Source organism: Bacillus cereus group sp. Bc010 (assembly GCF_027716745.1).
In the GTDB taxonomy this organism is placed as follows: domain Bacteria; phylum Bacillota; class Bacilli; order Bacillales; family Bacillaceae_G; genus Bacillus_A; species Bacillus_A pacificus.
This window is the reverse complement of the sequence record NZ_JAQFUY010000005.1, coordinates 1-26,028: the sequence shown is the minus strand read 5'-3', so window position 1 is coordinate 26,028 and position 26,028 is coordinate 1. Positions and strand designations below refer to the sequence as shown.

Below are 26,028 nucleotides of genomic sequence, written 5' to 3'. Positions count from 1 at the left end.
TAGTTTAAAATTATCAGATAACACTAGATATTTTAGTCTATTAATTATTATAATAGAGTATGAGATGGTTATATAATTGAGACAAAAAAGGTAAATACCTAGGTGGGGCCTAGGCGGTGTTTCTCTTTTACGGCTTAGACATAGAAAACACCTACTCTTTTTTGCCAATATAGGGGATGGAGAGATTATCATGAGCAACATGCAGCAAAAAACAGACGTTATCTTAATTGGTGCAGGAATTATGAGTGCAACGTTGGGCTCATTACTAAAAGAATTAGCACCTGAATGGGAAATTAAAGTTTTTGAAAAACTTGCAAGTGCCGGGGAAGAAAGCTCTAACGAATGGAATAATGCAGGTACAGGGCATTCTGCACTATGCGAACTGAACTATACTTCCGAAAAATCTGACGGATCTATAGATATTAGTAAGGCTGTAAAAGTGAATGAGCAATTCCAGCTTTCAAGACAATTTTGGGCATATCTTGTAAAAAGCAAATTAATTCGTAATCCACAAGATTTCATTATGCCTCTACCTCATATGAGTTTAGTACAAGGTGAAAAAAATGTTCAGTTTCTAAAAAACCGTTTTGAAGCGCTTTCAAAAAATCCACTGTTTCAAGGAATGGAATTTTCCGATGCTCCTGAAACATTAAAAAAATGGCTTCCACTCATTATGGAAGGTCGTACATCTAATGAACCGATGGCTGCAACGAAGATTGACTCTGGAACTGATGTTAACTTCGGTGCATTAACACGTATGCTGTTTGATTACTTAAAAACGAAAGATGTCGAGCTAAACTACAAACATAGTGTCGAAAATATTAAACGCACGAAGAATGGTTTGTGGGAAGTAAAAGTACACGATATGAATAGTGGTAAAATCGAGCATCATACTGCAAAATTCGTCTTTATCGGCGGCGGCGGCGGTAGTCTACCTCTACTACAAAAGACTGGTATTCCTGAATCAAAACATATCGGTGGATTCCCAGTAAGTGGACTATTTATGGTATGTAAAAACCAAAAAGTTGTAGAGCAACATCATGCAAAAGTATACGGTAAAGCTAAAGTTGGCGCTCCGCCAATGTCTGTACCTCACCTTGATACGAGATATATAGACAATAAAAAAGCTTTACTATTTGGACCGTTCGCAGGGTTCTCTCCTAAGTTCTTAAAAACTGGCTCAAACCTTGACTTAATCGGTTCTGTAAAACCGAATAACGTCTTAACAATGCTAGCTGCTGGTGTAAAAGAAATGGGATTAACAAAATACTTAATTCAACAAGTTATGTTATCACACGAGAAACGTATGGAAGAATTACGCGAATTCATTCCGAACGCAAAAAGTGAAGATTGGGATATTGTAGTTGCTGGTCAGCGTGTACAAGTAATTAAAGATACTGACGCTGGCGGTAAAGGAACACTTCAATTCGGTACTGAAGTTGTTAGTGCGGCTGATGGATCAATCGCGGCGTTACTAGGTGCATCACCGGGTGCTTCTACTGCCGTTCATGTTATGCTTGAAGTATTAGAAAAATGTTTCCCAAGCCGAATGGTAGAATGGGAAGGAAAAATAAAAGAAATGATTCCTTCTTACGGCATTTCATTAACAGAAAATCCAAGATTATTCCAAGACCTTCACACTTCTACAGGTCGTACCCTTGGATTAAATGAAAAAGAAACAGTTCATAACTAATAAAGAAAAAAAACGTCCGATACATTCGGACGTTTTTTCGTTACTAGAAATTATATTTATCAATATTATCCTTCGTAAATACGACTCGTTCTGGTAGTACGATAATTCCGTTCCCTTCTGCCTCATAGTCATATCCTTGAATGGAGTTTGGCTCTACTTTTACTTTTCCAATTCCTTTTACTTCGAAGCTATACCCCACTTTTAACTTCTTCCCTTTTACAACAATTTCATTTGCAACATACGTTGCGAGTGCACCTTGTTGTTTGACATCCCATAAACCAAATTGCGCTACTGTTCCTCGTTTTACGTAATCACGCATCACGTTTGGTGTAGAGAAGCCAGTTACGACTACTTTTTTATCCATTTTTAAATTTTCAGCTGCTTGTGCCATTGCTGGAAGTGCCGTTGCATCCGGACAAATGACTGCATTAATATCTGGATACGTTTTTAAAATATTCTCCCCTACCGACAAAGACTTTTGTGCATTATTTTCACCGTACTGCGTCGTTACAATTTCCCAGTTCGGATATTTCTTTTTAATAATTTCTTTCGCTTTCGTTACCCATTGGTTTTGATCCGTTACTGTTGGACTAGAGTAAAAGAAGGCTACTTTTCCTTTATCTCCAATTTGCTTAGAAGTCATTTCAATTAATAAGTTAGCAAGTTGATCCGGTGTTCCTTGGCTTATATAAAAGGAACGGTCTTTCGGATTGACATCAGAATCCCATGTTAACACCGTCATGCCTTTTTTCTTAGCACGTTGCAATGATTGTGATAAACCATCTACTGACGTAGAAGAGACCATAAGTGCATCATAGTTTTGGTTAATGAAATTGTTTATATATTTTACTTGCCCAGAAACACTCGCTTCAGATGGTCCATCGTATTTCACTTGTACGCCTAACTTATCTCCCATCTCTTTTGCTCCTTCACCACCTGATGTAAAGAAGCCAACTCCAGTTAGTTTTGGGATAAATGCAAATTTCACATCATCAGCTTTTTTCTTATCTGCGGTTTGACTAGAGCAAGCGATTAAACCGATTAAACAAATAATGCATACAATGAATACAATCCCCAGTTTTTTCTTCATGACATTTCCCCCTTATGCAAATTCCTTCTTTTCTCCGCTAAGAATTGATGTAATTTGAAATGTCTCATAATAACTGAAATAATAAGAATAATCCCAATAACTACGTTAGATTGTTCATTTGTTAAACCCGTCATTTGCAAACCATACTGCATGAGTCCTATAAAAATACTCGCAAGTACAGTACCGATAATACTTCCTTTTCCGCCTGTAATAAGTGTCCCGCCTAACACGACTGCTGTAATGATTGGTAATATTATTTCACTTCCCATATCAGCACGTGCGGAACCAAAATACGCGGTTAAGAAAGCACCTCCTAATCCACCTCCTAACCCGGAAAGTATGTAAGCGATGATGACTACTTTTTTTGTTTTAATCCCGGTGTATTTGGCTGCATTTTCGTTCGCACCTGTTAATTTTACGTGGCGCCCATATATGGTGCGATGAAACAATATCGTGCATAAAATCATCAATATAATTAGTAACCATAATAAATTCGGTATTCCTATAAAACTACCGTTTGCCAGTTGTACAAATGTGTCAGGTAAACCACTTATTCCTTCATACCCAGAAGCACCTGCCCCTCCTGAAATGACGAGTGCAATTCCTCCGTATAAAAACATCGTTCCGAGTGTAACAACTAGTGGTTCTACATCTGTCATTTTTATAATAAGTCCGTTTAAAGCGCCTGCTAAACAACTAATTATTAGGGCAATTATGACAGCAAACAAAATAGGTATTCCGTTCAACCAAAGTACACCGATTAAGATCGAAGTGAGACCCATTATGGAGCCGACCGATACATCAATTCCTCCTGTTACTATAACGAAAGTCATTGGTATCGCCGCAATTGCGATAAATAGGAAATCATTTGTACTAAAAAGGAGATTACTAATATTTAAGAAATCACTATTTATAAAACTAAAGAGAATGAATTCTAAAAGAAGTAATACGATTAGAACACCTTCCCATCTGTATACATACTTCATAGATTCATCCTCCTTTCTGCCTTCCACTTTTTCATAACGCTATCTAATATGACGATTAGCAATAATAAGAAACCTGAAATAGCATTATTCCAAAATGCTGGTATTTTTAAAAAGACGAGTGAGCTGCTTATCGCCTCTAAAAATATCGCTCCTAATGCAGCTCCAACTATAGAACCCGTTCCTCCTTTTAAATGAACTCCTCCTAGTACAGCAGCTGCGATAACCTGTAGTTCTATCCCAGTTCCTGTTTGATTTGGAACGAATCCGATATTCATAACAAATATGCAACCAGCGAGCGCAGCACTTATGCCTGAAATTATAAACGCATATATCTTCACTTTATTAACAGGTATACCAATAAGTCTCGCGCCATCTTCATTATCACCTACCGCATAAAAGTATCTTCCAAATGGCACTTTCCTTAAAAAGAAGTATAGTAGTAGTAAAATAATAAGAACAATCCATACAATAATCGGCAAACCAAGTATGACGATCGATGACAGTTGCTTAAAATCGTTTGGTATATCTTCAATCCACTTTCCACCTGTAAAGATTAACATCGCACCTCTAATGACCCCTAACATACCTAATGTCATAATAATGGCCGGTACCCGAAACTTCGCAACACCAATTCCATTTATAAAACCGAGAATAGCGCCAAGTAAAATAGCAGCAAGTATGGACAAAGATGCATGATATCCATCCGTTAACAACATTCCGCAAACTGCTGCGCTTAATCCCATAATTGAACCAACTGATACATCTATATTTTTCGTAAATAAGACGAACGATTGGCCAATTGCTAGCATGACTAAAATAACGCTTGATTTTATCAGTAAAGATAACGAGTTAAATTGAATAAAACTAGGGTTTATTATTCCTACAATAGCTATATACATTAGTAGTAACAGTATGATAGACGTTTCATGCATTTTTAACATGCGTTTCATTCCGCTACACCTCCGTGTGCAAGGCGTGTAACTTCATTCACACTTAGTTGTTCTTTTTCCATATAAGAAACAAATCGCCCATTTCGCATTACATATACACGGTTTACTAATTGCACAATTTCTTCAACATCGGAAGAGATTAATAATATTGCGAGTCCTTCCCTTTTCATTTTTTCTATCGTCTCATACACTTCAATCCTTGCTTTCGCATCAATTCCTCGAGTCGGTTCATCAAGAATAATAATTTTAGGATTACATGCGAGATATTTCGCAAGCACGACCTTCTGCTGATTACCTCCTGATAAAGATACTAGTTCTTCATTCATATTCTGTACAACAATTCGGAACTGTTCTATAAATGAATTAACTAAAGCGCTTTCTTTTTCTTGATTTATAAAAAAGCGATTATTTTGCTGTAAATTTGCTGCTGCAATATTTTCTTTAACAGAAGCAATTGAGAAAATGCCATTCCTCGCCCTATCCTCTGGGACATAAACCAGTCCCTTTTCTAGCCTTTTATGCAAAGAACACGCATCAATTGATTTCCCCTCTAATAAGATAGACCCTGATTTTATAGTTTTCAATCCAAATATCGCTTCTGCTAATTCAGTCCTGCCAGATCCTATAATGCCAGCAACACCTACAATCTCACCCGCATGTACAGTGAATGATATATTTTTGAATGCGTGGCTCGTTATATCGATCACTTCTAATATTTTTTTCGTCCTTGCTGTCTCTTGAACTACTTCTATTTTCTCTTTCTGTTTATACCCTTTTGGCAACAGCCCCTCCATCAGCATGTCATATGTATAGTCACATACGTCACCTTGGCTTACAATCATTCCATCACGTAGTATTGCTACTTTGTTGGCAATTTCAAAGATTTCTGGAAAGCGATGCGTAATATAAATCATCCCAATTCCTTTTTCTTGTAAACTTTTCATCAACACAAAAAGACTCTTAATTTCGTGAGTTGTTAATGTCGATGTTGGCTCATCTAAAATAAGAATCTCAGCTTCTCGTATTAATCCTCTAACAATTTCTACTAACTGTTGTTGCGCAATCGATAATGATCCTCCTAGTTCATTAAGGTTAATATCCCACCCTAGACTGTTAATCAATTGCTCAATCTGTACTCTTAATTTCTTTTTCTTTTCTGTTAACCCGATACATATATTTTCTTTAATAGTCATATGCGGAAAAATGAGCGGTTCTTGCGGTATTAAATAAATACCTTTTCGGTGTGCTTCTGACGGATTTGAAAACTGTTGCTTCGTTCCTTTTACATACATTTCTCCATCATCATACGAATATAACCCCGTTAATATTTTCATTAATGTTGATTTCCCTGCGCCATTTCCCCCAACTAAAGCGTATATATCTCCGCGCTCTACTTGTAAGTTCACTTCTTTTAATACCAGTTGATTTGAAAACGCCTTACTCATTTTATTTACTTGTAATAAAGGTACGTTCTCCACTTGATATCACCTGCCTTTATCCAGAACATTTTTTGAGAAAATGATTATTTGTTCTACTTGTTTTGTAGCATTGTATATTCCTTTTTTCATATCTAGAACAATTTTTTCTACATACTATTCATCGTTTCAACTGGAATAAACAAAATATATGGCACATATGTTTAAGCAGTGGTCAATTGTTGAAAGGGATGAAGAGTATGACTCAGCTGAACTTTGAAGAGAATTTATTAACTAAAGTCGCTTGGTACTATTATAAAGACCAATTAACACAACAGGAGATCGCTTCACTTCTTCATATTTCAAGAAATAAAGTCGTCCGGTTATTAGATAAGGCGCGAAATGAAGGTATCGTTACATTTCACGTAAAAGGGACTGGTTTGCACTGTTTAAGTATTGAGCGTGACTTAATGAAAAAATTCCACTTAAAAGATGCTTTTATTATCCCGACCCCAGTAAACAATTATCACGCTTCTCTTGGAAAAGCTGCTGCACAATATTTAGAAACTCATCTCCAGCAAGGCGATTTACTCGGTATTGGATGGGGAGAAACAATTAGCAAAATGCTAGAAAACATTCATTTTGAGACTTCTATTAATCTTTCAATCGTCACGTTAACAGGCGGAGTAAATCACTATCTCTCGAGAAAACAAAACTATTTACACTACATGCAAGGTGATCTTCACATTATCCCTACGCCGTTTCTAGCGTCTACAACCGAAATGGCACAAAGTATTTTATCAGAACCGAGTGTAAAAGATATGCTTCATGTCGCTTCACTTGCACATACAGCAGTTGTCGGTATTGGCGGATTATCTCAAGACGCTACGATTGTAAAGGAAGAAAAATTAACACTACGTGAAATGACATATATTCGTAGTCAAAACGGTGCTGGCGATATTTTAGGACAGTTTTATAATACAAATGGCGATTTGCTAGAGCTCTCGCATCACAATCGTCTAATTGGCACGCCTCTCTCTATCTTGCGCAATATGAATCATGTCGTCGGTGTTGCTGGAGGTACAGAAAAGATAGACGCAATTTATGGTGCCTTAAAAGGCAAGTTTATTCATACATTAATTACCGATGAGGAAACGGCCCTCTCCTTATTACGAAAGGATGGTGATTGTTAATGTCTCATTTATTAGCTTTTGATGCTGGTACAGGAAGCATTCGAGCTGTTCTTTTTGATTTACTAGGTAATCAAATTGCTGTCAGTCAAAAAGAATGGGTTCATAATACAGATCCTCGTTACCCAGGTTCTATGAATTTTGATGTAATAGAAAACTGGAAGTTAGTACAACAATGCGCGAAAGAAGTTTTACAAAGAAGTAATATCTCGCCCTCTTCCATTCAAGCTATTAGCGCTACTAGTATGCGAGAAGGTTTTGTTTTATATGATAAAAATGGGCAAGAAATTTGGGCTTGCGCAAATGTTGATGGGCGTGCATCCGCTGAAGTTAGTGAGCTAAAAGAAATTCGGTCACATCTTGAAAAAGATTTATATACAAAGTCTGGTCAAACTTTTTCATTAGGTGCTTTACCCCGCCTACTTTGGATTAAAAAACATGAACCCGACGTCTATAATACTATTCACTCTTTTACAATGTTAAACGATTGGATTTTATATAAACTAAGCGGCGTACTGCAAATTGATCCCTCAAACGGATGCACGTCAGGTATTTTTGATTTACAAAATAGAGTGTGGGATAACGATGTCGCTAAGGAGTGCGGTCTATCTTTACCATTTTCACCAACAGTAAATGAAGCTGGTACAGTAATTGGCAACGTTACAAAAGAGTGTGCAGCATTAACTGGATTACGTGAAGGGATTCCTGTCGTAGCCGGGGGCGGAGATGCTCAAATGGCATCGCTCGGAACTGGAGTCGTGAAACCGAATCAAACATTAATATGCGGAGGTAGTTTTTGGCAACAAGAAGTGAATGTTACTGAGCCAATACCAGATCCACAAGCTGCGATTCGTATAAACTGTCACGTCGTATCTAATCTATGGCAATATGAAACGATTGCCTTTTTCCCAGGACTCGTTATGCGCTGGTTTCGAGACGCTTTTTGCCAAGAGGAAAAGAAACTTGCTGACAAACTCGGTGTAGATGCTTATGAATTACTAGAAGAACAAGCGAAAGACGTACCTGTCGGTTCACATGGCATTATCCCTACTTTTTCAAACGTTATGAACTACATTTCTTGGCGTCATGCCGCACCTTCTTTTTTAAATTTAAGTTTAGATGCTGACAAATGCGGAAAAAAAGAACTGTTCCGTGCTATTGAAGAAAATGCAGCCTTCGTTACACTTGGAAACTTAAAATTAATAGAAAATCTCACAGGGACATTCCCTTCTGAAGTTATTTTTGCTGGTGGTGCCGCTAAAGGAAAACTATGGCCACAAATTCTATCAGACGTCCTTGGTATTCCTGTAAAAGTACCTGTTGTGAAAGAAGCAGCTGCTTTAGGAACCGCAATTGCTGCTGGATTTGGCGCTGGCATATATGCATCTATGGAAGAAACTGCCGAACAGTTTGTACAGTGGGAGCAAATATTCGAACCAGTTACTGAAAATCACGAACTATATAAAGAGTTCTATGAAACATGGAAAACTGTGTATGACAGTCAGCTCGCTTTAGCTGATAAAGGGCTCACTTCACATATGTGGATTGCGCCTGGTGCACTGTAACAGATTACATAAAGTTCAACTAATCAGGCTTTTACGGGCAGTTGATCTCCACCTATCTTCTTTGCTCCAGACAAATTTTGAGATGGGAGTTTTACTGCCCGTTAATACGAGATAAAGGAGTGAAATGTATGTTAAAAGCGAATGAAAATGATTTCTCTTATCGCTTCGGTGATAATGGGCCGAAATATTTAATACAAGGGCCGAATATTGATTTAGGCCTTGTTGTCATTCAGCCTGGGCAAGAGTTTCAAAACCATTATCATACAACGTGCGAAGAGGTATTCTATGCATTAGAAGGTGAAATAGATTTCTATGTAAATAACGAAAGAGTTCCAATTAAACAAGGGGATGTCCTGCAAGTTCGCCCACATGAATCTCACTATCTTATTAACCATTCTGACAAACCTTTTAAAGCAGTTTTTATAAAGTCACCACATTTACCAAATAAAGATACGGTACAAACGGAAAATCCAACATTAACAAAGGAGTGATTTCGAATGACTTGGGGATTTAAAAATCGATTAAATACAATTTTACCTGATGGCAGAGCGGTTATGTTAGCGATAGATCACGGCTACTTTTTAGGACCAATTCATGGGCTTGAACAGCCACTTGAAACAGTTAAAAACTTACTTCCTTATACGGATTCTCTCTTTTTGACGCGTGGTGTACTTAGCTCCTGCATTCCTGAAAACTGCAGTACACCGATGGTTATGCGTGTATCTGGCGGGGCTACTGTCGTCGGTAAAGATTTAGCGAATGAGACAATTGTTACACCTGTAAAAGAAGCAGTAAAACAAAACGCGATTGGCGTAGGTGTGTCTGTTTTCGTCGGGTCCGACTATGAGACACAAACGGTTACGAATCTCGCAAACGTAGTTTCAGAAGCTCACGATTATGGTCTGCCAGTACTCGGCATTACCGCAGTTGCGAAAGAACTACAAAAACGTGAAGCTCGCTTTCTAGCACTTGCTTCCCGTGTATGTGTTGAAATGGGTGCTGACATTATTAAAACGTATTACTGCGAAGGGTTCGAAAAAATTACGAGCACATGCCCTGCCCCAGTCGTAATTGCTGGTGGGCCAAAACTAGATTCAATTGAAGACGCATTAAACATTACGTACAATGCACTACAAGAAGGTGCAATTGGAGTAGATATGGGCCGAAACATATGGCAATCTGAACATCCTGCTGCCATGATTCAAGCGATACATGGCATTGTGAAAAATGGATTGAATGTGAAAGAGGCGCTGGAATTATACGAAGATGTAAAAAATTAAAACAAACGAGCAAACTATTGAATTTAAAAGAAAAGCCCATATGTTAGATTACTGAGGAATCTAACATATGGGCTTTCTTTTACATTTTTCATTGTTTTGAATTTAACCTACAGATCGCGCACATTCCAAACAATCTCACCGCGTTCACCATAAGTACTGTGATGCCGATGAAACCCTAACTTTTCTAATACCCGAAAAGACGCAGTATTCCAAGCGCCTACAGTAGACCAAAGTCTATGGCGTCCCGTAGCAATCGCAGCTTCCAGCACTGCTGATGCTGCCTCTGTCGCATAACCTTTGCGATGAGCACTTTTGAACAATTCGTATGCAATCTCCGGCTCTTCAAGCGTAGAACGACCGATGATTAAGCCACAGTATCCGATGAAATCGCCTTCGTCTCGTCTACGAATTGTGAGAAGAGAAATACCATTTTCAATTGCTTTCTTGCGCATTTCGATAAGAGAGCTACGAACAGATTCAATGGTTGGCATTTCCACTCCACGTTCACCAATTAGTTTTCTAAGCCAGACTGCATCGGATTCCTCCCACATATCCAGGTCGAGTCGTTCCGTTTTTAGCTGGAACGCCATATCTTTAAATACATCTGTCATAGTGGTAACCTCCTATTTATATCACTGTACTACTTATAATCGTTTCGTACTGTACCATATGGGAAACATGCTTGGTTCTCTAGATTTTCTTGCATTAAGATACATTATTGTTATTTTATACATAATTAATTTCTCTGCAAAATAGACCTTGTTATCAAACTTCATTTTAAATCTACAATATTTGATTTATAAATGATTTTAGGTTTTCACTTAATTTTTACATTAAAAAATATATCGTCCTTTCTTATTTGCTAAAATAAAGAAAAGGAGGAATGATTATGAAACGAATGGGTTTTGAACGCCCTACCGATTATTACGATGAAAGATTATATACTATCGATGAAAAAATTTGTGCCCTATTAAAAGAACGAAAAGAACTTTCAGGTGGTGATCCAGGTTTTCCACATGATGAAGCGATTTATAAATGGGCAAAGCAATACGAATTTTATCCAGACTATCTAAATTCACTATTCTCTTCCATGATGGACGAAAATGAATTTAAACCTCGTGTCGAACCAACTAAATTCCAAAAACATATACCTGTTTTTAAAACGTATGAACATAAAGGTATCATGTATACCGTAACTTTTATTCGGCAATATGCAAATGCTAGTGTAGTTTATTTATATAGCGATTGGGATTCGGCGAATGACGCTTTTAATGAAAACAAACCTCATAGTTTCTTCCAATTATCAATAGATGATACATATGACTGCTGGTCAGAAGGTGGGGGCAGCACTGATGGACATTTTAGTCATCATTTCGTTATATCTCCTGCCCTTCCTGATAATTTGTCTGGAATAAGCTTACGATTTAAAGAACTCAATATGCCGTTTAGGAAAGATCAAACTGTGCTTGAATTTGTAATTCAAATAGATTAATAAAGAAGCTGTCTCACATGCCCTTTTCCTGACTAAAATTCGTTTATTTTTACTTTTATGTCCCTTAAAATGATCAAGCCCCTTTCCATACCGGATAAGGGGCTAATAAATTTACATCTTCAAACAATTACTCTTGTTAATGCTATTGAAGTGTCTTACCATCTTTATAGTCAAGGCAAGACACTTCAATTAACAAACCATTAAACATTGAAAAATAAAAACCGTAACTACTACCTCGCATAGAATACGGTGCCTTTTCTATTTCAATGCCGCCAGCTACTAAACGATTATATGCTTGATCAACTTCATTTGAAGTATCCACTAAAAAACCAATATGAAAAGCCTCAGGATACATCACTTCCTTATTTCCCTTAAATGCTTTTGGGTCACTTAACACAAGTATAAATCCACTTTCATCACTCATTACTACTAGTGCTTTTCCCTTTTGCTCCAAAAATTGAAAATCAAAAAATGTTTCAAAGAAATGTCTCGCTTCTAATAAATCATCAACACATAAATTCAAATGATTTAACTTCATTCACTCATCTCCTTTTAATCAGAGGGTATGTAGACTCATTTTCATAACACGTAAATATGCAAGGTAAGATATTCAAGCGTTCCGTCTAAGACTATGCTTTATAGTCTAATACTTTTCTCTATAGCCTAGAACGTTTTTTTATGACTGCAATTCCATAAACTGTTCGACGCGAAATATTATTTTACCTATATAAAATAGCCACATTATTTATTTTTCAAATTGTGTAAAACCCACTCAATTAAGAAAATTGCTGCAGAGGTACGCTCTGTCGTATCACCTAAAAACAGTTTATTTATAAAATCTTCAAAATGAGTTGGTACTTTAGATAACGTTTCAATATACTTCAAAACAGATCCCGCTGGCGGTATAGGCTTATTATTAACAGCCCATACCCCATCTAACAATGTCCAAGTTGAAGTTTGAACTATGTATGAAGCTTTTAACTCATCATTTGCTTTTAAAGCAGATTGAATTTTAATAAGCGAACTATGCAACCAATGAGAAATGCCTTTCACTTTGTCGCTAGAAACTCGATAGTTTTCAAATTCATATGTAGCTATTTCCTTTAATTTTTTTAACTCACCGCTTTTATCAAACAAAGTTTTCCCTTCTAGAAATGAGTATAGTTCCATCGGATTGTTTTTAAAGTTTATTTGAATTTGATTAAAATCTGCACTCTTATATTCAACTAAAATATCTTCTCTCATTTCAGAATGAAATTTCTTCTTTTGTCCGTCTTCTAAAAGAATATAGAAGTCTAAATCAGATTCAGGATATGCATCGCCTCTTGCGACAGATCCAATTAGCATCAATCCATTCACTTTATCTCTAAATACATATTCATTTAAAATTGTTTGTACCAATTTTTTATGTTTTTCATTTATAATGAATGAAAAACTCTCCATCATTTCCCCCCCATTACTACAAAAAGAGGATACATGTTAGCATCTACAACATGTATCCTCTACTTATATATTACGACTGTTGATAAGCCGCTTTCGATGATTTCACATAATAAACTGCGTGATCAACGTTAATGATATGATCTGGTTTTGGCTTACCCCGACTCGCTCTATGACCTGCTAAATGTTCTTCACTTGTTTCCCAGTTTTTCCACGCTTCTTCAGATTCCCAGCGGATCATAACGACAACTTCTTCGTCGCCGCGTCTTACTTTTTTCACAAGAACACTTAAATCGATAAAGCCTTCAAATTTTTCAATAATTCCTTCTCCAGTGAAACGTTCTACAACTATATTTGATGTACCTTCTTTTACTGTAAATGTTTTCGTTTCAATAAACATATATCCCACTCCCTCTTTGTAATACAATACTACTATTCTTCTATTATAGTTGATTATGATAATTATTTTCAATTAAAAAGTTTTAATTATTTGAATCATGCCGTTTTCTCTTCAACTGTCTCATCTAAAAATTTGAAATATGGAAGTAATAATCCTATTAAAGAAGTGAAACATATAATCGCACCAATGATAAAGTATAGTGCTCTCACTCCCCACATTTCACTTAGTATGCCTCCTACTAACACACCTAACGGCATAGCGAATCGTATGAAAAATAAACGCACTGAAAATACTTGTCCTATCATATTGTTTGGTACTGTTTGTTGGCAAATTGTTGTGTTATGAACATTGAAAAATGAAATACAAATGCCTGCAACTACTTCAATAAACACCGCAATTACTATACTATGATTGAACGCTAGAGAAATGTATGTGAGTCCTCCTATAAACAATCCACCAAGCATAAGTATGCGCCTGCTTTTATATGTTACTTTTCCGACTAGTATAGATCCAATTACATAGCCAAACGGGAAACCAGCCATAAAATAACCAAACTCTGTATAACCTGCTGACAGCTCATCTTTTATATAAGGAAGATTTGTAACAAGCGTTACCCCGACCCCAAATTGTACGAAAGTAAGAAAGACACCAAGCCAAACGATAACTGGTTTTGTGAAAAAATATGTAAAGCCGTGAAGAAACTGTTCTAGCCACGTTTTCCGAATGGATTGTGTTGTTCTCTTTTCTTTCATATAAAGTAATAATGCACCACTAACAAATAGACAAATACATACGAAAGATAATGTAAGTTCTGTTCCAATGAAATGAATGACTACACCACCTAATACTGGTGCAAGAAACATCATAAGGCGAGTCATTCCATCAATGTACGCATTTGCATCTTGAAGTTGTTCTTTCCCTACAATGCTCGGTGTAATTGCTTGACTTGCAGGTGTATAAAGTGGTGTAATAAGTCCCACTACAATTTGAACAACATAAATGTGCCAAACTTCTATACTACCTGAAACTAACATCACCAAAGGTAGCAAGAAAACGGAAGCTCGCACCCATTGTGAAAAAATCATAATCCACTTGCGGCTCCATTTATCAATAAATGGGCCGCTGATTAATTGCAGTATGAGGGACGGGATAAAATATAGTAGCCACATACTGCTTAATGCTGTTTTTGATCCTGTTAATTCGTAAACAAGAATCGAATTACATAATGTTCCGAAAGCCCCGCCCAATTCTGAAATCGCGCTACCAATCCACATGAAAAAGAACGAACGATTTTTCAATACATTTTTCAATACATTTTTCAATTTCATACACCAACTTTTCTTTTATATTCCTCCCTTTATGTACATTCTCGTTGTTAATTATCTATTCAAAAACATATCTAATTCTTTCGCTAACGACTGTACTGCTTTCTTTCTCAATACATATTTCCCGTCATGTATATCTACTAACTTCGCTGCACGTAACAATTTCAAATGATGGTGTACAGTCGATTTACCAAGTTGCAGTCTTTCTGTAATTTCCTGCAATGTTCGTTCTTTTTCGAACAACATTTTTACAATACGTAACCTCGCTTCATCTCCAAGAGCTTTATGTTTTTGAACTAAAAAATAATTCGGTTCATATGAATCTTCAGGATGAATACTTTCGTTTGCAACTGGATAATGGAATACTTTCGTATCTTCAATATCGGCCTCAATATTCCACGGTCTGTACGTCATTTGCGGAATAAGAAGTACGTGATGAACACTTGGCTCTGGCATATAGTTCACGCCACCAGTGGCCCACTCGACGAACTCTTCTGGTTTCATCTTTTTATTCATTTCAACCTTTGTTTCATAGTCTCGTTTTAATATAGAAAGTATTTCTTCTTCCTCTTTCTGAATAACACTCTCATACCAACCTGTCATTACAGCGATTAAATGAGGTTTCAGCACTTGTACATCAACATTACATATAAAACGAATATATGTAGAGAAAAACTGATGATCTTGTGTCAGCTCCTCTAGTTCATATATTGCAGTTACATCTCCACTTGCTGCTAAATGTCTTTTCTCTTCATACTTCTCCCCTAAAAACGGTAAACATATATATTTCAAATCTACTTCTGAAAGCGAATCGATTTTACCATGAAACTGTGCTAAGTCCTGAAAATCCCCTTCATACAACAACTGAAGCAATGCTTTCCACGTATTATGTTCTTCAACAAATTGTAAGTGCTCTCTCATTTCTTCTGTTAATGATTTCTTAATTTCTTCCCATTCATTTTGACTCTTTTCAAGTGTATCAATTAACCTCTTATGAGTAATTGCTGCAATGCCAAGTGCACATTCGAAAAGTATCGAATATTTCACTTGAACATGATAAGTTTCCCTCTTTCTACTCGTTATGTGATAGACCTCCATTTTTATCCCCTCCTTGTTTGCTATACATTAAATTCTATTTTTATCGAATTTACCCTTCAACATTTTTGGAATAAATAAAATATAATTTGAAATACATTCATTCTAAATTAAAAAGAATAGGAGCTTTTTTATATACAAATAATAATCTTCAAGGAGTTGTTGAGATGCATTTCTTATTGAATATGTTAGGGGTTTTCGTTGTCATATTAATCGTTTTCTTATGTTCGCCTAATAAAAAACATATAAAATGGAGACCGATTGTAATTCTCATCATATTGGAGCTTTTTATTACGTGGTTTATGTTAGGCACAAAGCTAGGCAGTATTATCATTAATCAAATAGCGTCATTTTTTAGTTGGCTACTGGCATGTGCGAATGAAGGAATTCGATTTGCATTTCCTTCCGCTATGGAAAATCAAACAATTGATTTCTTCTTTAGCGCATTACTTCCTATCATTTTTGTTATCACGTTCTTTGATATTCTTTCTTATTTTGGAATCTTAACTTGGATTATTGATAAAGTAGGTGCAGTTATTTCAAAGATTTCTCGTTTACCAAAGTTAGAAAGCTTCTTTTCGATTCAAATGATGTTTTTAGGGAACACCGAAGCGCTTGCTGTTGTTCGGGATCAATTATCTGTTTTAAAAGAAAATCGTCTGCTGACTTTTGGAATTATGAGTATGAGTAGCGTCAGCGGATCCATTCTTGGTGCTTATTTATCAATGGTTCCAGCAACATATATTTTCAGCGCAATCCCATTAAACTGTATTAACGCATTAATTTTAGCCAATGTATTAAATCCTGTGGAAGTTTCGAAAGAAGAAGATGTTGTTTATTCACCTTCCAAACATGAAAAAAAGGATTTCTTTTCTACTATTTCCAACAGTATGTTAGTCGGGATGAATATGGTTATCGTTATTTTAGCTATGGTAATTGGATATGTAGCTTTAACAGCATGTTTAAATGGGATTTTAGGATTTTTTGTAACGGGTTTAACAATTCAAAAAATCTTCTCTATTATCTTTAGTCCTTTCGCTTTTTTACTCGGTTTATCGGGCAGTGATGCCATGTATGTAGCTGAACTAATGGGGATCAAAATAACGACGAATGAATTTGTTGCAATGATGGATTTAAAATCAAACTTAAAGTCGTTACAACCGCATACGGTTGCGGTTGCAACGACATTTCTAGCTTCTTTTGCTAACTTTAGTACAGTAGGTATGATTTACGGAACTTACAATTCATTATTTGGCGGAGAAAAATCATCAGTCATCGGTAAAAATGTTTGGAAGCTTCTTGTGAGCGGAATGGCTGTTTCCTTATTAAGCGCTATGCTCGTTGGGCTTTTTGTATGGTAAATAATTTTAAAAATAAAAGACACCCAAACGAAAATTGAGTGTCTTTTATTTTTATTTTCGAATTTGTCCATTACCACGAATTATATATTTTGTGGAAGTTAATGCTGGAAGCCCCATTGGCCCTCTTACGTGTAGTTTTTGTGTACTGATGCCAATTTCTGCTCCGAATCCGAATTCAGATCCATCAGTAAAACGAGTTGATGCATTGTGATACAGTGCAGCCGCATCAACAGATACGAAAAATTTGCTGACGTTTTCCTCGTTTTCTGAAATAATCGCTTCGGAATGCATAGAACCATACTTATTTATGTGATGAATCGCTTCTTCTATAGAAGAAACTACTTTAACTGCTAGCGTGAGAGATAAAAATTCTGTCCCCCAGTCTTCTTCTGAAGCAAGTACAATTGAAGAATCCAATGCCAATGCTTTTTGATCACCACGTAGCTCCACGCCTCTTTCCTTCAAAGAAGAGAACAACTCGCTACCATATTGCTGTGCCCACTTCTCATGAAGTACAATCGTTTCAATCGCATTACATACAGATGGTCGCTGCGTTTTTGCATTTATAATAATATCAATTGCCATTTGCGTATTCGCTGTTTCATCAATGAAAATATGACAATTTCCCGCACCAGTTTCAAGTACTGGAACAGATGCTTCTTTCACAACAGTATCAATTAATTGTTTACCACCTCTTGGAATAAGAACGTCTAGATAATCATTCATTGTAAACAACTGCTTTGCGCTATCTCGCGTTGTATCTTCTATAAGCTGTACACTTTCTTCTGGTAAGCTTGTTTGTTTGAGCGCTCTGTGAATAACAGCAACGATCGCTTTATTGGAATGAATAGCAGAAGAACTACCACGTAATATAACTGTGTTTCCTGTTTTCAAACAAATTGTAGCAGCATCAACTGTTACATTCGGTCTTGCCTCATAAATCATGCCAACAACACCAAGTGGTACACGCATCTCCTGAATAGATAGTCCATTTGGCCTTTCCCATGCACTTACACATTCCCCTACAGGATCACGTAATTCAATTAGCTGCTTAATCCCTTCTGTCATATCAACAATACGCTGTTCATTCAGCATAAGGCGATCAAGGAGAGAATCAGAAAATCCTTTTGCCTTACCTTCTTCTATATCCCGTTTGTTTTCCTCTAAAATATAAGCTGTTTCATGTATTAATTGATTTGCAACTGCAACAAGTGCTTCGTTTTTTTCATTTATAGATTTTAGTACAAGTTCCCTAGCAACCTCTTTTGCTCGTTTCCCCTTTGCCAACACTTCATTCATTTTTATTTCCTCCTTTTTAAGATTATCTTAAAGTGAAACCCAATGATCCCTATGGATGACTTCATAATTATGCCTTTCGCCTCTTGCTTGAATATGTTGGCTTTGCATACCTTTTATCTCTCTTAATTCCTCTGCGCTATATGTGCATTGTCCTTTTCCAATTACGCGCCCTTGTTGCGTCATGACTTCTACAACATCGCCAACTTTGAAAAATCCTGACACATTTGTAACACCAGCAGGAAGAAGACTTTTACCATGCTGAATGATAGCTGTAGTTGCTCCGGCGTCTATTTCAATTTGACCGCTAACAACCGAATGCAAAGCGATCCATTGCTTGTTCATCTTCATTTCTTTTTGAGGGGCATTTCCGACATACGTTCCGTCACCTTTCCCCTTTAAAACATCAACAAATTTCTCTTGTCCACGTCCTGTACCGATAAATACACTTACCCCAAGAGATAGCGCCGTCTTTGCAGCATCAATTTTTGATTTCATACCGCCAGTCCCAAGTTTTGAACCAGCATCTCCAGCAAGAGAAGCAATTTCTTCTGTAACTTCAGGAAGGAAATAATATTTTTTCGCATCCTCATTTTTTTGAGGATTTTTATCATATAAACCGTTCACATCTGTAAAAATCATCAGCATATCCGCCGAAACAAGTCCGCTTACTAACGCTGACAGCATATCATTATCACCGAACGTTAACTCCTCTAAAGAGATGGAATCATTTTCATTAATAATTGGAAGAGCAGAACGGTTTAGTAACTCTCCTAACGTAGCGTATGCGTTACTATATTGTTCTTTTCTAGAAAAATCACTTCTCGTCAGTAAAAGTTGCGCAGTAACAATACCATATTTACGGAATTCCTCCGTGTATGCCTGCATTAACAAACTTTGTCCGACAGCCGCAGCTGCCTGTTTCCCTTTAATTGTTACAGGTCTGCTCGGATATCCTAGAGCAGAAAAACCTGCAGCAACGGCCCCAGATGTAATTAATAAAACTTCATGCCCTTCCTCTTTCAATCGAGCCAATGCGGCAACATGATCTGAAAGTTGTTCTTTAGAAATGCCTCCATGACTATCCGCCAAAGAACTACTCCCAATCTTTACAACTATTCGCTGTTTCTTCACTTTTTTATCCCCCAAGTCTAAAATCAAAGTTTTTTATACATTACACTTCTATTCATACAGCTTGCAGCGATTTCTATTCTAATGAGTGCTGCACCTAGCCTATTTAAGAGCAAAATAAAAATGACCGCTTCGCCCTTCATAAAATAAAAAGGACGAAACGGTCATTGTTCCGCGGTACCACCTTAATTGATATACATAGATATCCACTTGGCGCCTATAACGCAGGCGAACGCCTAAACTTTCATTTAAGACTCAGGGATAGGTTCGATATATTCTATACGAGGAATCTTTCAGCCGGTGAATTCCACTCTCTTTCGCAAGAAGACATATGTACTATTTCCCTTCAACGATTTACTGTTTAATTTTTTTATATTATGCGATATAGTTCGATTTCGTGTCAAGAGGTATTTTTAAAAATACATAGAGCTGCCAGTTACTTGTATGAAATTATTTCCCTACTGAATGAAAATACAAATCGATATAAGTTCAACTCATATTTATAAACATAAACCTTATATTATAGTGTATATATTTACAGAATGTTGAATATAATCGTTTTTTATCTTTTCGTATTGCAAAAAGGAATATATTCTCTTAGAATGTTTCTTTATATTGCACAGAGATGTTATTGTTATATTAAGATAATACTTTCGAAATGATATAATTTATTAAAAAGGAGCAAGATTGAATTATTATGGATAAACAAATTGGATTCATCGGATGCGGAAATATGGGGATGGCTATAATTGGCGGGATGCTAAACAAAAAGATAGTGTCTTCAAATAAAATCATGTGTTCAGATTTAAACACGACGAATTTAGAAAATGCTAGTGAAAAGTACGGAATAACTATAACTACCGACAACAATGAAGTCGCTAAAAATGCTGATATTTTAATTTTATCAATTAAACCAGACTTATACCCATTAGTAATTAACGAAATTAAAGAAGTAATAAAAAACGATGCTATCATCGTTACGATCGCTGCTGGTAAAAGTATTGAAAGTACTGAAAATGCCTTTAATAAAAAATTAAAAGTTGTACGAGTAATGCCTAATACTCCTGCTCTTGTTGGAGAAGGAATGTCTGCATTATGCCCAAATGAAATGGTGACAGAAAAAGATTTAGAAGATGTGCTAAACATTTTCAATAGTTTTGGTCAATCAGAGATCGTAAGTGAAAAGTTAATGGATGTTGTAACATCTGTAAGTGGCTCTTCACCAGCATACGTATACATGATTATAGAAGCGATGGCAGATGCTGCTGTACTAGATGGCATGCCAAGAAATCAAGCATATAAATTCGCTGCTCAAGCAGTATTAGGCTCTGCAAAAATGGTACTAGAAACAGGAATACATCCAGGTGAATTGAAAGATATGGTTTGTTCTCCTGGCGGAACAACGATAGAAGCTGTAGCAACTTTAGAGGAAAAAGGCTTACGAACAGCCATCATTTCAGCTATGCAACGTTGTACACAAAAGTCTGTCGAACTATCTGGTCAAACGAAAAAGTAAAACTATAAATTCACATGAATGTAATTAGAAATGCACTACATGATAAACAGCCAAACTCGAATATACTTGAGTTTGGCCGTTTTAGTTTTTAATTATATTAAAATAACTTCACTTATCCCTTCCCTACTACGCTTGTGTAATTTTATTAGAAACTAATAATTTTTCAATGCATTTCGGCAACATATCTAATAGCGTTTCAAATGCGTAATTTACATCTAGACGTTCAGTCCATTGATGTGCATCTTTTCCTACCGGCCCCATATTTAAAACTGGAACATCAAACTCTTCTAGTTCCTGAAGTGGAATTGAGTAACCTTTATCCCATAGTGGCATATTGTCTACAAGTGAACTCATTGAATGTAATGGATTTTGTAAGCCCACATAGCTCAAATCTGAAATTCCTCCAAAATAGTTTTGGTTTTCAAATGTAATGTTATGATTGAGGTTTGCATACTTTTCCATTTCTGTAACTACTTCTTTAATTAACGGATTGTTGCGTGAACTTACAGCTGGATAATATGGCGGAGCAAAGAAAAGTACAATCATCGGCGCCTTTTCTTTACATAAAATAGCTAGTTTATCTACTAAATCAATGGTTACCGCACGATCATCTTTCTCTTCTCTATTTTTTATAATGCTAGATTGAATTTCATTTATTTTCTCTTGCCCATGTTGTTCAATTGCATATGCGATAAGCTCTTCATACGTTAATACATTCACCTTCATATTAGGCGGTATAAACGGATTATATTTAGAAAAACGATATGCTTGCTTTTCATATTTCTCTTCTATTTTCTCTGCTACTTTCGTTACTTTTTGACGTAGCAATGAAACGACATCCGTCATTGACTTTTCTAATAAAAACAAATTAAATAATGTGACTGCACGATGCGGAATTTGTACAGAGTAATCCTCCTTTAAGTCCCTTTGAAGTAAATTAGTTGGCGGAGGACTCGCTTCCCCTTCTACAATATCACAAAGGTCTGTATTTAACTCTAATTCTGCTGTTATTAATGAAGCCATATAACTCCCATTTAAGCCTGCAAAAGGTTCACCTACATGTGTTTCTTTACCATAGCAAAGAAAACCAGGTAACACCTTACCAATAGAACCAGTATAAATATATTTCTTTTGATCACCAGGATGTCTTGCAAACATAGGCTCTGAATTTAGTACCGTTTTATACTCTAAATCATGTTCTCTTGCTAATTCTAGTAATCTTGGAATAGCAGCTCTCATCCCTACCGAGTTTACTTCTTCATCTGGTACAGCCAATAAAAGAACATTCCCATCAAACTTTCCTTCGCAAGCTTGCTCAATCATTGCCATTTGTAAAGCTAGACCGCATTTCATGTCCATTGTTCCTCTACCAAACAACCATTCTCCTTGTTCTATATCTTCACGTACATAGTCTGGAAGCTCATCTTTATGAGCATAGAACATAGACGTTAACTTTTTAGGATTGAATGCATCTTCTTTCCACACTCCATAATCCTGTACATCTACAACATCAAAGTGACTTACTAGAATTACGGTATTTTTTGTACGATCGCTTTTCTTTACTAGTGCTGTAACAAAATATCGTCCGTCCCCCGTCGAATTTTTTTGCAAATGGTGCGGATTTTCTTTGAAATACTGTAAATCAGATAATTGTTCCACAACGAAGTCTGGCAATATCACTTCAGCTTCTGTACCTGTAATACTAGGAATTTCAACAAGACTGCTTAATAATTGAATCAATTGTTCTTTTGATTGCCACTTTGACATATATATCCCCCTATTTTTCCGCATTATGAAAATCAATTCCAGTATATGAATAAAAAATGACGACAGTTATCAAAATTATAGTTCTGATGTACTGCCGATTTTTATTGATATTTCATGAGCTGCTTGTTTCACCTTACTAATAAGAAAAGAAAGTCGATCATCATTAATGCGATGACTAATTAACCCAACACTTAATGCTCCTACTACTTTATGATTAAATCCGATAATAGGTGCAGCTACTGAAGCTGTCCCTTCTGTTTTTTCTCCATAACTGACAGCATATCCTTCGTTTCTTATTTGGTTTATTTGCTCAAGAAGAATTTGCTTTTGTTCTGGTAAAGCAGAAAGTAGCTGCTCAACAATATATTCCATCTCATTCTGTTTCATATTGGCAAGCATCGTTTTATTTGCGGCACCAATCGAAAGAGGAATCTGTTCCCCTAGATTATCAATAACTCGAATTTTTAATGGGCTATCAATTCTTTCAATGATAATAGAATGTGTTCCATTTGGAATGTTCAAATACACACTTTCTTCCACTTCAGAGGCTAATCGCTTCATCACTTCTCTTGCCACAGATCTGTAGTCTACTTTCTCCAATTGTCGTAATCCTATTTCCATCCACATCGGTCCAATTTTGTACTGTTTCGTTTCTGAAATTTGCATAACTAGCCCATGCTCGATTAGAGAATTAAGTAATCTATGTACTGTACTAACTGGGAGATGTGTTCTGTCCGCTATATCAGAAATGGCCCAATACTCTTTTTCATTAGTAGAATTTAATAACTTTATAATACTTATCGCTCGATCAATGGACTGTACCATAACTCACCTCTACTTCACTTGTAATATATTAGTACGCTCAATTACCTATCAATTTAACAAAAATCCGAAATGAAATCAATCCATTTATTCAATTTTCTAAAAATAAAAATATGCTGCGAACAATAATTTGAAAGCGCAAACAAAAAAATATTGACTTTTCTTTTTAATTATCTGAAAATTATAACAAGATTTCATATCACAGAATATATTCCACAATACGGAAAAACATCAAACTTTATTCTATCAACTACGAAAGTGAGGAAAACAACGGCGCAAGTAAATAATACAAACAATGAATTAAAACGTACGATGAAAAGTAGACACTTATTCATGATTGCACTCGGTGGTGTGATTGGAACGGGGTTATTTAACGGATCTGGCTTTATTATAAGTCAGGCTGGACCTGGTGGTTCCGTACTTGCCTTTATTGCTGGTGGATTATTAATGTATTTCGTTATGCTATGTCTTGGTGAGCTTGCTGTAGCCATGCCTGTTTCAGGTTCATTCCAGGAATATGCCACTAAGTTTATCAATCCTGCAACTGGTTTTACAATCGGATGGTTGTATTGGTTAAGCTGGGCGAATACGACTGGTCTTGAATTTACAACTGCCGGCATTACAATGCAGCGCTGGTTTCCTGATATTCCTGTTTGGGTTTGGTGTTTACTATTTGGCGTTACAATCTTCACGATTAACGCACTATCTGCTCGTAGTTATGCAGAAACAGAATTTTGGTTTTCAAGTATAAAAGTATCTGCCATTATCGCTTTTATTATTCTTGGCGGCGCCGCTATGTTCGGTTTTATCGATTTAAAAGGCGACGAACCAGCTCCGCTATTATCAAATTTCGTAAATCATGGTGGTTTATTCCCAAATGGACTTGCGGCTATTCTATTAACAATGGTTACAGTCAATTATTCCTTCCAAGGTACAGAACTTGTCGGAATCGCAGCAGGTGAAAGTGAAGATCCAGCAAAAACTTTACCTCGTTCTATTAGAAATATTATATGGCGCACGATGTTTTTCTTCGTCTTAGCAATCTTTGTTCTCGTTGCTTTAATTCCTTGGGAAGAAGCAGGATTAACAAAAAGTCCGTTCGTTGCTGTTTTTGATAATATCGGCATTCCATATGCCGCTGATATTATGAACTTTGTTATTCTTACTGCTGTTCTTTCTGTCGCCAATTCAGGATTGTACGCAGCAACTCGCATGCTTTGGTCACTATCAAAAAATGAAATGGCTCCAGCCTTTTTAAAGAAATTATCATCACGAGGAATACCTTTGAATGCTTTAATTATGACAATTGCTATTTCTGCTTTTTCTCTTTTAACAAGCGTTGTAGCTGCTGAAACGGTTTACTTATGGCTCATTTCCATTTCTGGCGTCATAACAATCATTGTTTGGATGTCAATTTGTGTCTCTCAATTCTTTTTCCGTAAACATTATGTAGCAGACGGCGGAAAATTAGAAGACTTAAAGTTCAAAACTCCACTTTATCCACTTGTACCAATACTTGGTTTTGGATTGTACGGCATTATATTAATCAGTCTAATCTTTATCCCAGAACAACGACTTGGAATCTATTGCACTGTACCATTTATTATCTTTTGCTACACTTATTATCACTTAAAAGTTAAGAAAAGAATTTCTACTAACACTAATAGTGAGACTAAAATTAGCGAGACGATGTAATACCCTGCTTATATAAAAGACCGCACATGACTTTCACTTCATGTGCGGTCTTTTATCATTTTAATTCGCTTTAAAATTATATAATGGCTTAATAATATGCTTTATATCTATTGTCTCTTTCGTATTTTCGATAATTTCATCCATTGGCTTGTATACCATTGGCGCCTCATCAATTGTGCTCTCTACTACCGATGTAGTCCAAACTTCTGTCATCGTATTTTGGAAGTCCTCTAGACTCAATAATTCTTTAGCCTTCTTGCGACTCATGATACGTCCTGCCCCATGCGGACCAGAAAAGTTCCAGTCTGGATTACCTTTACCAAACGCAATAATTGAACCATCTCTCATGTTAATTGGAATAATGACTCGTTCATCTTTCTGAGCTGAAATAGCACCTTTTCGTAGAATCATATTTTCTATGTCTATATAGTTATGTATTGTATTGAGACTCCCACGACTAAAGTCGCAAGCCCTAATCCTTACGGATTGACGGGTGGGATTCTTGAATGACTAAACGTT

Annotated in this window: 23 protein-coding genes, 1 pseudogene and 1 other annotated feature; of the genes and pseudogenes, 9 read left to right on the top strand and 15 right to left on the bottom strand. The window is 36.3% G+C overall.

Annotated features, from left to right (window positions below; translation table 11 throughout):
- The first annotated feature begins 190 nt into the window (after positions 1 to 190).
- Positions 191 to 1,693, top strand: a complete 1,503-nt coding sequence (locus PDQ68_RS08435; protein WP_000069165.1) for a malate:quinone oxidoreductase — start codon at positions 191 to 193, stop codon at positions 1,691 to 1,693.
- A 43-nt stretch (positions 1,694 to 1,736) separates the two neighbouring features.
- On the opposite strand, the gene lsrB is transcribed toward PDQ68_RS08435, so the two are convergent.
- The 4 genes from lsrB to PDQ68_RS08415 are packed head-to-tail and all read right to left on the bottom strand — an operon-like array spanning position 1,737 to position 6,197.
- Positions 1,737 to 2,783 (bottom strand): autoinducer 2 ABC transporter substrate-binding protein LsrB, encoded by a 1,047-nt coding sequence (gene lsrB / locus PDQ68_RS08430; RefSeq protein ID WP_061182894.1) that lies wholly within the window; start codon positions 2,781 to 2,783, stop codon positions 1,737 to 1,739.
- Complete coding sequence (locus PDQ68_RS08425) at positions 2,780 to 3,769, bottom strand: ABC transporter permease subunit (RefSeq protein WP_016717802.1); 990 nt, start codon at positions 3,767 to 3,769, stop codon at positions 2,780 to 2,782. The genes lsrB and PDQ68_RS08425 overlap by 4 nt, the downstream gene beginning before the upstream one ends.
- Positions 3,766 to 4,719, bottom strand: coding sequence for an ABC transporter permease subunit (locus PDQ68_RS08420; protein ID WP_061182893.1), 954 nt, complete (start codon positions 4,717 to 4,719; stop codon positions 3,766 to 3,768). Before PDQ68_RS08420 ends, PDQ68_RS08425 begins: the two co-directional genes overlap by 4 nt.
- Entirely contained in the window at positions 4,716 to 6,197 is a 1,482-nt protein-coding gene (locus PDQ68_RS08415; protein ID WP_061182892.1) for a sugar ABC transporter ATP-binding protein, read from the bottom strand. Before PDQ68_RS08415 ends, PDQ68_RS08420 begins: the two co-directional genes overlap by 4 nt.
- A 197-nt stretch (positions 6,198 to 6,394) precedes the next feature.
- On the opposite strand from PDQ68_RS08415, the gene PDQ68_RS08410 reads away from it, so the two are divergent.
- The 4 genes from PDQ68_RS08410 to lsrF all read left to right on the top strand — a co-directional run bounded on the left by PDQ68_RS08410 (position 6,395) and on the right by lsrF (position 10,169).
- Positions 6,395 to 7,327 carry a sugar-binding transcriptional regulator gene (locus PDQ68_RS08410; RefSeq protein ID WP_061182891.1) on the top strand — a complete coding sequence of 311 codons (933 nt, stop codon included), beginning with the start codon at positions 6,395 to 6,397 and terminating at the stop codon, positions 7,325 to 7,327.
- The gene (gene lsrK / locus PDQ68_RS08405) at positions 7,327 to 8,889 is read left to right on the top strand and encodes an autoinducer-2 kinase (protein ID WP_016717806.1); all 1,563 of its coding nucleotides are present in this window, start codon (positions 7,327 to 7,329) and stop codon (positions 8,887 to 8,889) included. Before PDQ68_RS08410 ends, lsrK begins: the two co-directional genes overlap by 1 nt.
- A 128-nt stretch (positions 8,890 to 9,017) precedes the next feature.
- Positions 9,018 to 9,380: a cupin domain-containing protein gene (locus PDQ68_RS08400; RefSeq protein ID WP_000909986.1), complete on the top strand. Its 363-nt coding sequence runs from the start codon at positions 9,018 to 9,020 to the stop codon at positions 9,378 to 9,380.
- A 6-nt stretch (positions 9,381 to 9,386) separates the two neighbouring features.
- Entirely contained in the window at positions 9,387 to 10,169 is a 783-nt protein-coding gene (gene lsrF, locus PDQ68_RS08395) for a 3-hydroxy-5-phosphonooxypentane-2,4-dione thiolase (RefSeq protein ID WP_061182890.1), read from the top strand.
- Between the two features lie 107 nt (positions 10,170 to 10,276).
- On the opposite strand, the gene PDQ68_RS08390 is transcribed toward lsrF, so the two are convergent.
- A complete protein-coding gene (locus PDQ68_RS08390) occupies positions 10,277 to 10,780 on the bottom strand; it encodes a GNAT family N-acetyltransferase (protein WP_061182889.1) in 504 nt (167 codons plus the stop codon).
- Between the two features lie 278 nt (positions 10,781 to 11,058).
- On the opposite strand from PDQ68_RS08390, the gene PDQ68_RS08385 reads away from it, so the two are divergent.
- Positions 11,059 to 11,661, top strand: coding sequence for a hypothetical protein (locus PDQ68_RS08385; protein ID WP_061182888.1), 603 nt, complete (start codon positions 11,059 to 11,061; stop codon positions 11,659 to 11,661).
- Positions 11,662 to 11,803: 142 nt separating this feature from the next.
- On the opposite strand, the gene PDQ68_RS08380 is transcribed toward PDQ68_RS08385, so the two are convergent.
- The 5 genes from PDQ68_RS08380 to PDQ68_RS08360 form a co-directional block, all read right to left on the bottom strand.
- On the bottom strand, positions 11,804 to 12,199 hold the full coding sequence (locus PDQ68_RS08380) for a VOC family protein (RefSeq protein ID WP_061182887.1): 396 nt from the start codon (positions 12,197 to 12,199) through the stop codon (positions 11,804 to 11,806).
- Between the two features lie 203 nt (positions 12,200 to 12,402).
- Positions 12,403 to 13,107 (bottom strand): nucleotidyltransferase family protein, encoded by a 705-nt coding sequence (locus PDQ68_RS08375; RefSeq protein WP_061182886.1) that lies wholly within the window; start codon positions 13,105 to 13,107, stop codon positions 12,403 to 12,405.
- A 67-nt stretch (positions 13,108 to 13,174) separates the two neighbouring features.
- Entirely contained in the window at positions 13,175 to 13,501 is a 327-nt protein-coding gene (gene hmoA, locus PDQ68_RS08370; protein ID WP_000469503.1) for a heme-degrading monooxygenase HmoA, read from the bottom strand.
- 95 nt (positions 13,502 to 13,596) lie between these two features.
- Positions 13,597 to 14,829, bottom strand: coding sequence for an MFS transporter (locus tag PDQ68_RS08365; protein WP_080444095.1), 1,233 nt, complete (start codon positions 14,827 to 14,829; stop codon positions 13,597 to 13,599).
- A 51-nt stretch (positions 14,830 to 14,880) separates the two neighbouring features.
- Complete coding sequence (locus PDQ68_RS08360; RefSeq protein ID WP_061182885.1) at positions 14,881 to 15,924, bottom strand: ArsR/SmtB family transcription factor; 1,044 nt, start codon at positions 15,922 to 15,924, stop codon at positions 14,881 to 14,883.
- 164 nt (positions 15,925 to 16,088) lie between these two features.
- Here PDQ68_RS08360 and PDQ68_RS08355 point away from each other — a divergent pair, with 164 nt between their 5' ends.
- Positions 16,089 to 17,282, top strand: a complete 1,194-nt coding sequence (locus PDQ68_RS08355) for a NupC/NupG family nucleoside CNT transporter (RefSeq protein WP_061182884.1) — start codon at positions 16,089 to 16,091, stop codon at positions 17,280 to 17,282.
- Between the two features lie 51 nt (positions 17,283 to 17,333).
- Here the strand turns inward: PDQ68_RS08355 and PDQ68_RS08350 are convergent, their stop codons facing one another.
- Together PDQ68_RS08350 and proB are read right to left on the bottom strand one after the other, a co-directional pair.
- The gene (locus tag PDQ68_RS08350) at positions 17,334 to 18,581 is read right to left on the bottom strand and encodes a glutamate-5-semialdehyde dehydrogenase (protein WP_061182883.1); all 1,248 of its coding nucleotides are present in this window, start codon (positions 18,579 to 18,581) and stop codon (positions 17,334 to 17,336) included.
- A 27-nt stretch (positions 18,582 to 18,608) separates the two neighbouring features.
- Positions 18,609 to 19,712, bottom strand: coding sequence for a glutamate 5-kinase (gene proB, locus PDQ68_RS08345; RefSeq protein ID WP_000744724.1), 1,104 nt, complete (start codon positions 19,710 to 19,712; stop codon positions 18,609 to 18,611).
- A gap of 145 nt (positions 19,713 to 19,857) precedes the next feature.
- Positions 19,858 to 20,068: a binding site (T-box leader), on the bottom strand.
- Between the two features lie 338 nt (positions 20,069 to 20,406).
- On the opposite strand from proB, the gene proC reads away from it, so the two are divergent.
- Entirely contained in the window at positions 20,407 to 21,225 is an 819-nt protein-coding gene (proC, locus tag PDQ68_RS08340; RefSeq protein ID WP_000360707.1) for a pyrroline-5-carboxylate reductase, read from the top strand.
- 126 nt (positions 21,226 to 21,351) lie between these two features.
- Here proC and PDQ68_RS08335 read toward each other — a convergent pair whose 3' ends face one another.
- Together PDQ68_RS08335 and PDQ68_RS08330 are read right to left on the bottom strand one after the other, a co-directional pair.
- A complete protein-coding gene (locus PDQ68_RS08335) occupies positions 21,352 to 22,992 on the bottom strand; it encodes a M20/M25/M40 family metallo-hydrolase (protein WP_016717816.1) in 1,641 nt (546 codons plus the stop codon).
- Positions 22,993 to 23,067: 75 nt separating this feature from the next.
- Positions 23,068 to 23,817, bottom strand: a complete 750-nt coding sequence (locus PDQ68_RS08330; protein WP_000250762.1) for an IclR family transcriptional regulator — start codon at positions 23,815 to 23,817, stop codon at positions 23,068 to 23,070.
- Between the two features lie 309 nt (positions 23,818 to 24,126).
- On the opposite strand from PDQ68_RS08330, the gene PDQ68_RS08325 reads away from it, so the two are divergent.
- Complete coding sequence (locus tag PDQ68_RS08325) at positions 24,127 to 25,509, top strand: amino acid permease (RefSeq protein ID WP_061182898.1); 1,383 nt, start codon at positions 24,127 to 24,129, stop codon at positions 25,507 to 25,509.
- A 60-nt stretch (positions 25,510 to 25,569) separates the two neighbouring features.
- Here PDQ68_RS08325 and PDQ68_RS08320 read toward each other — a convergent pair.
- Positions 25,570 to 25,950, bottom strand: a pseudogene (locus tag PDQ68_RS08320) (RtcB family protein); the annotation flags it as partial.
- Positions 25,951 to 26,028: the final 78 nt, after the last annotated feature.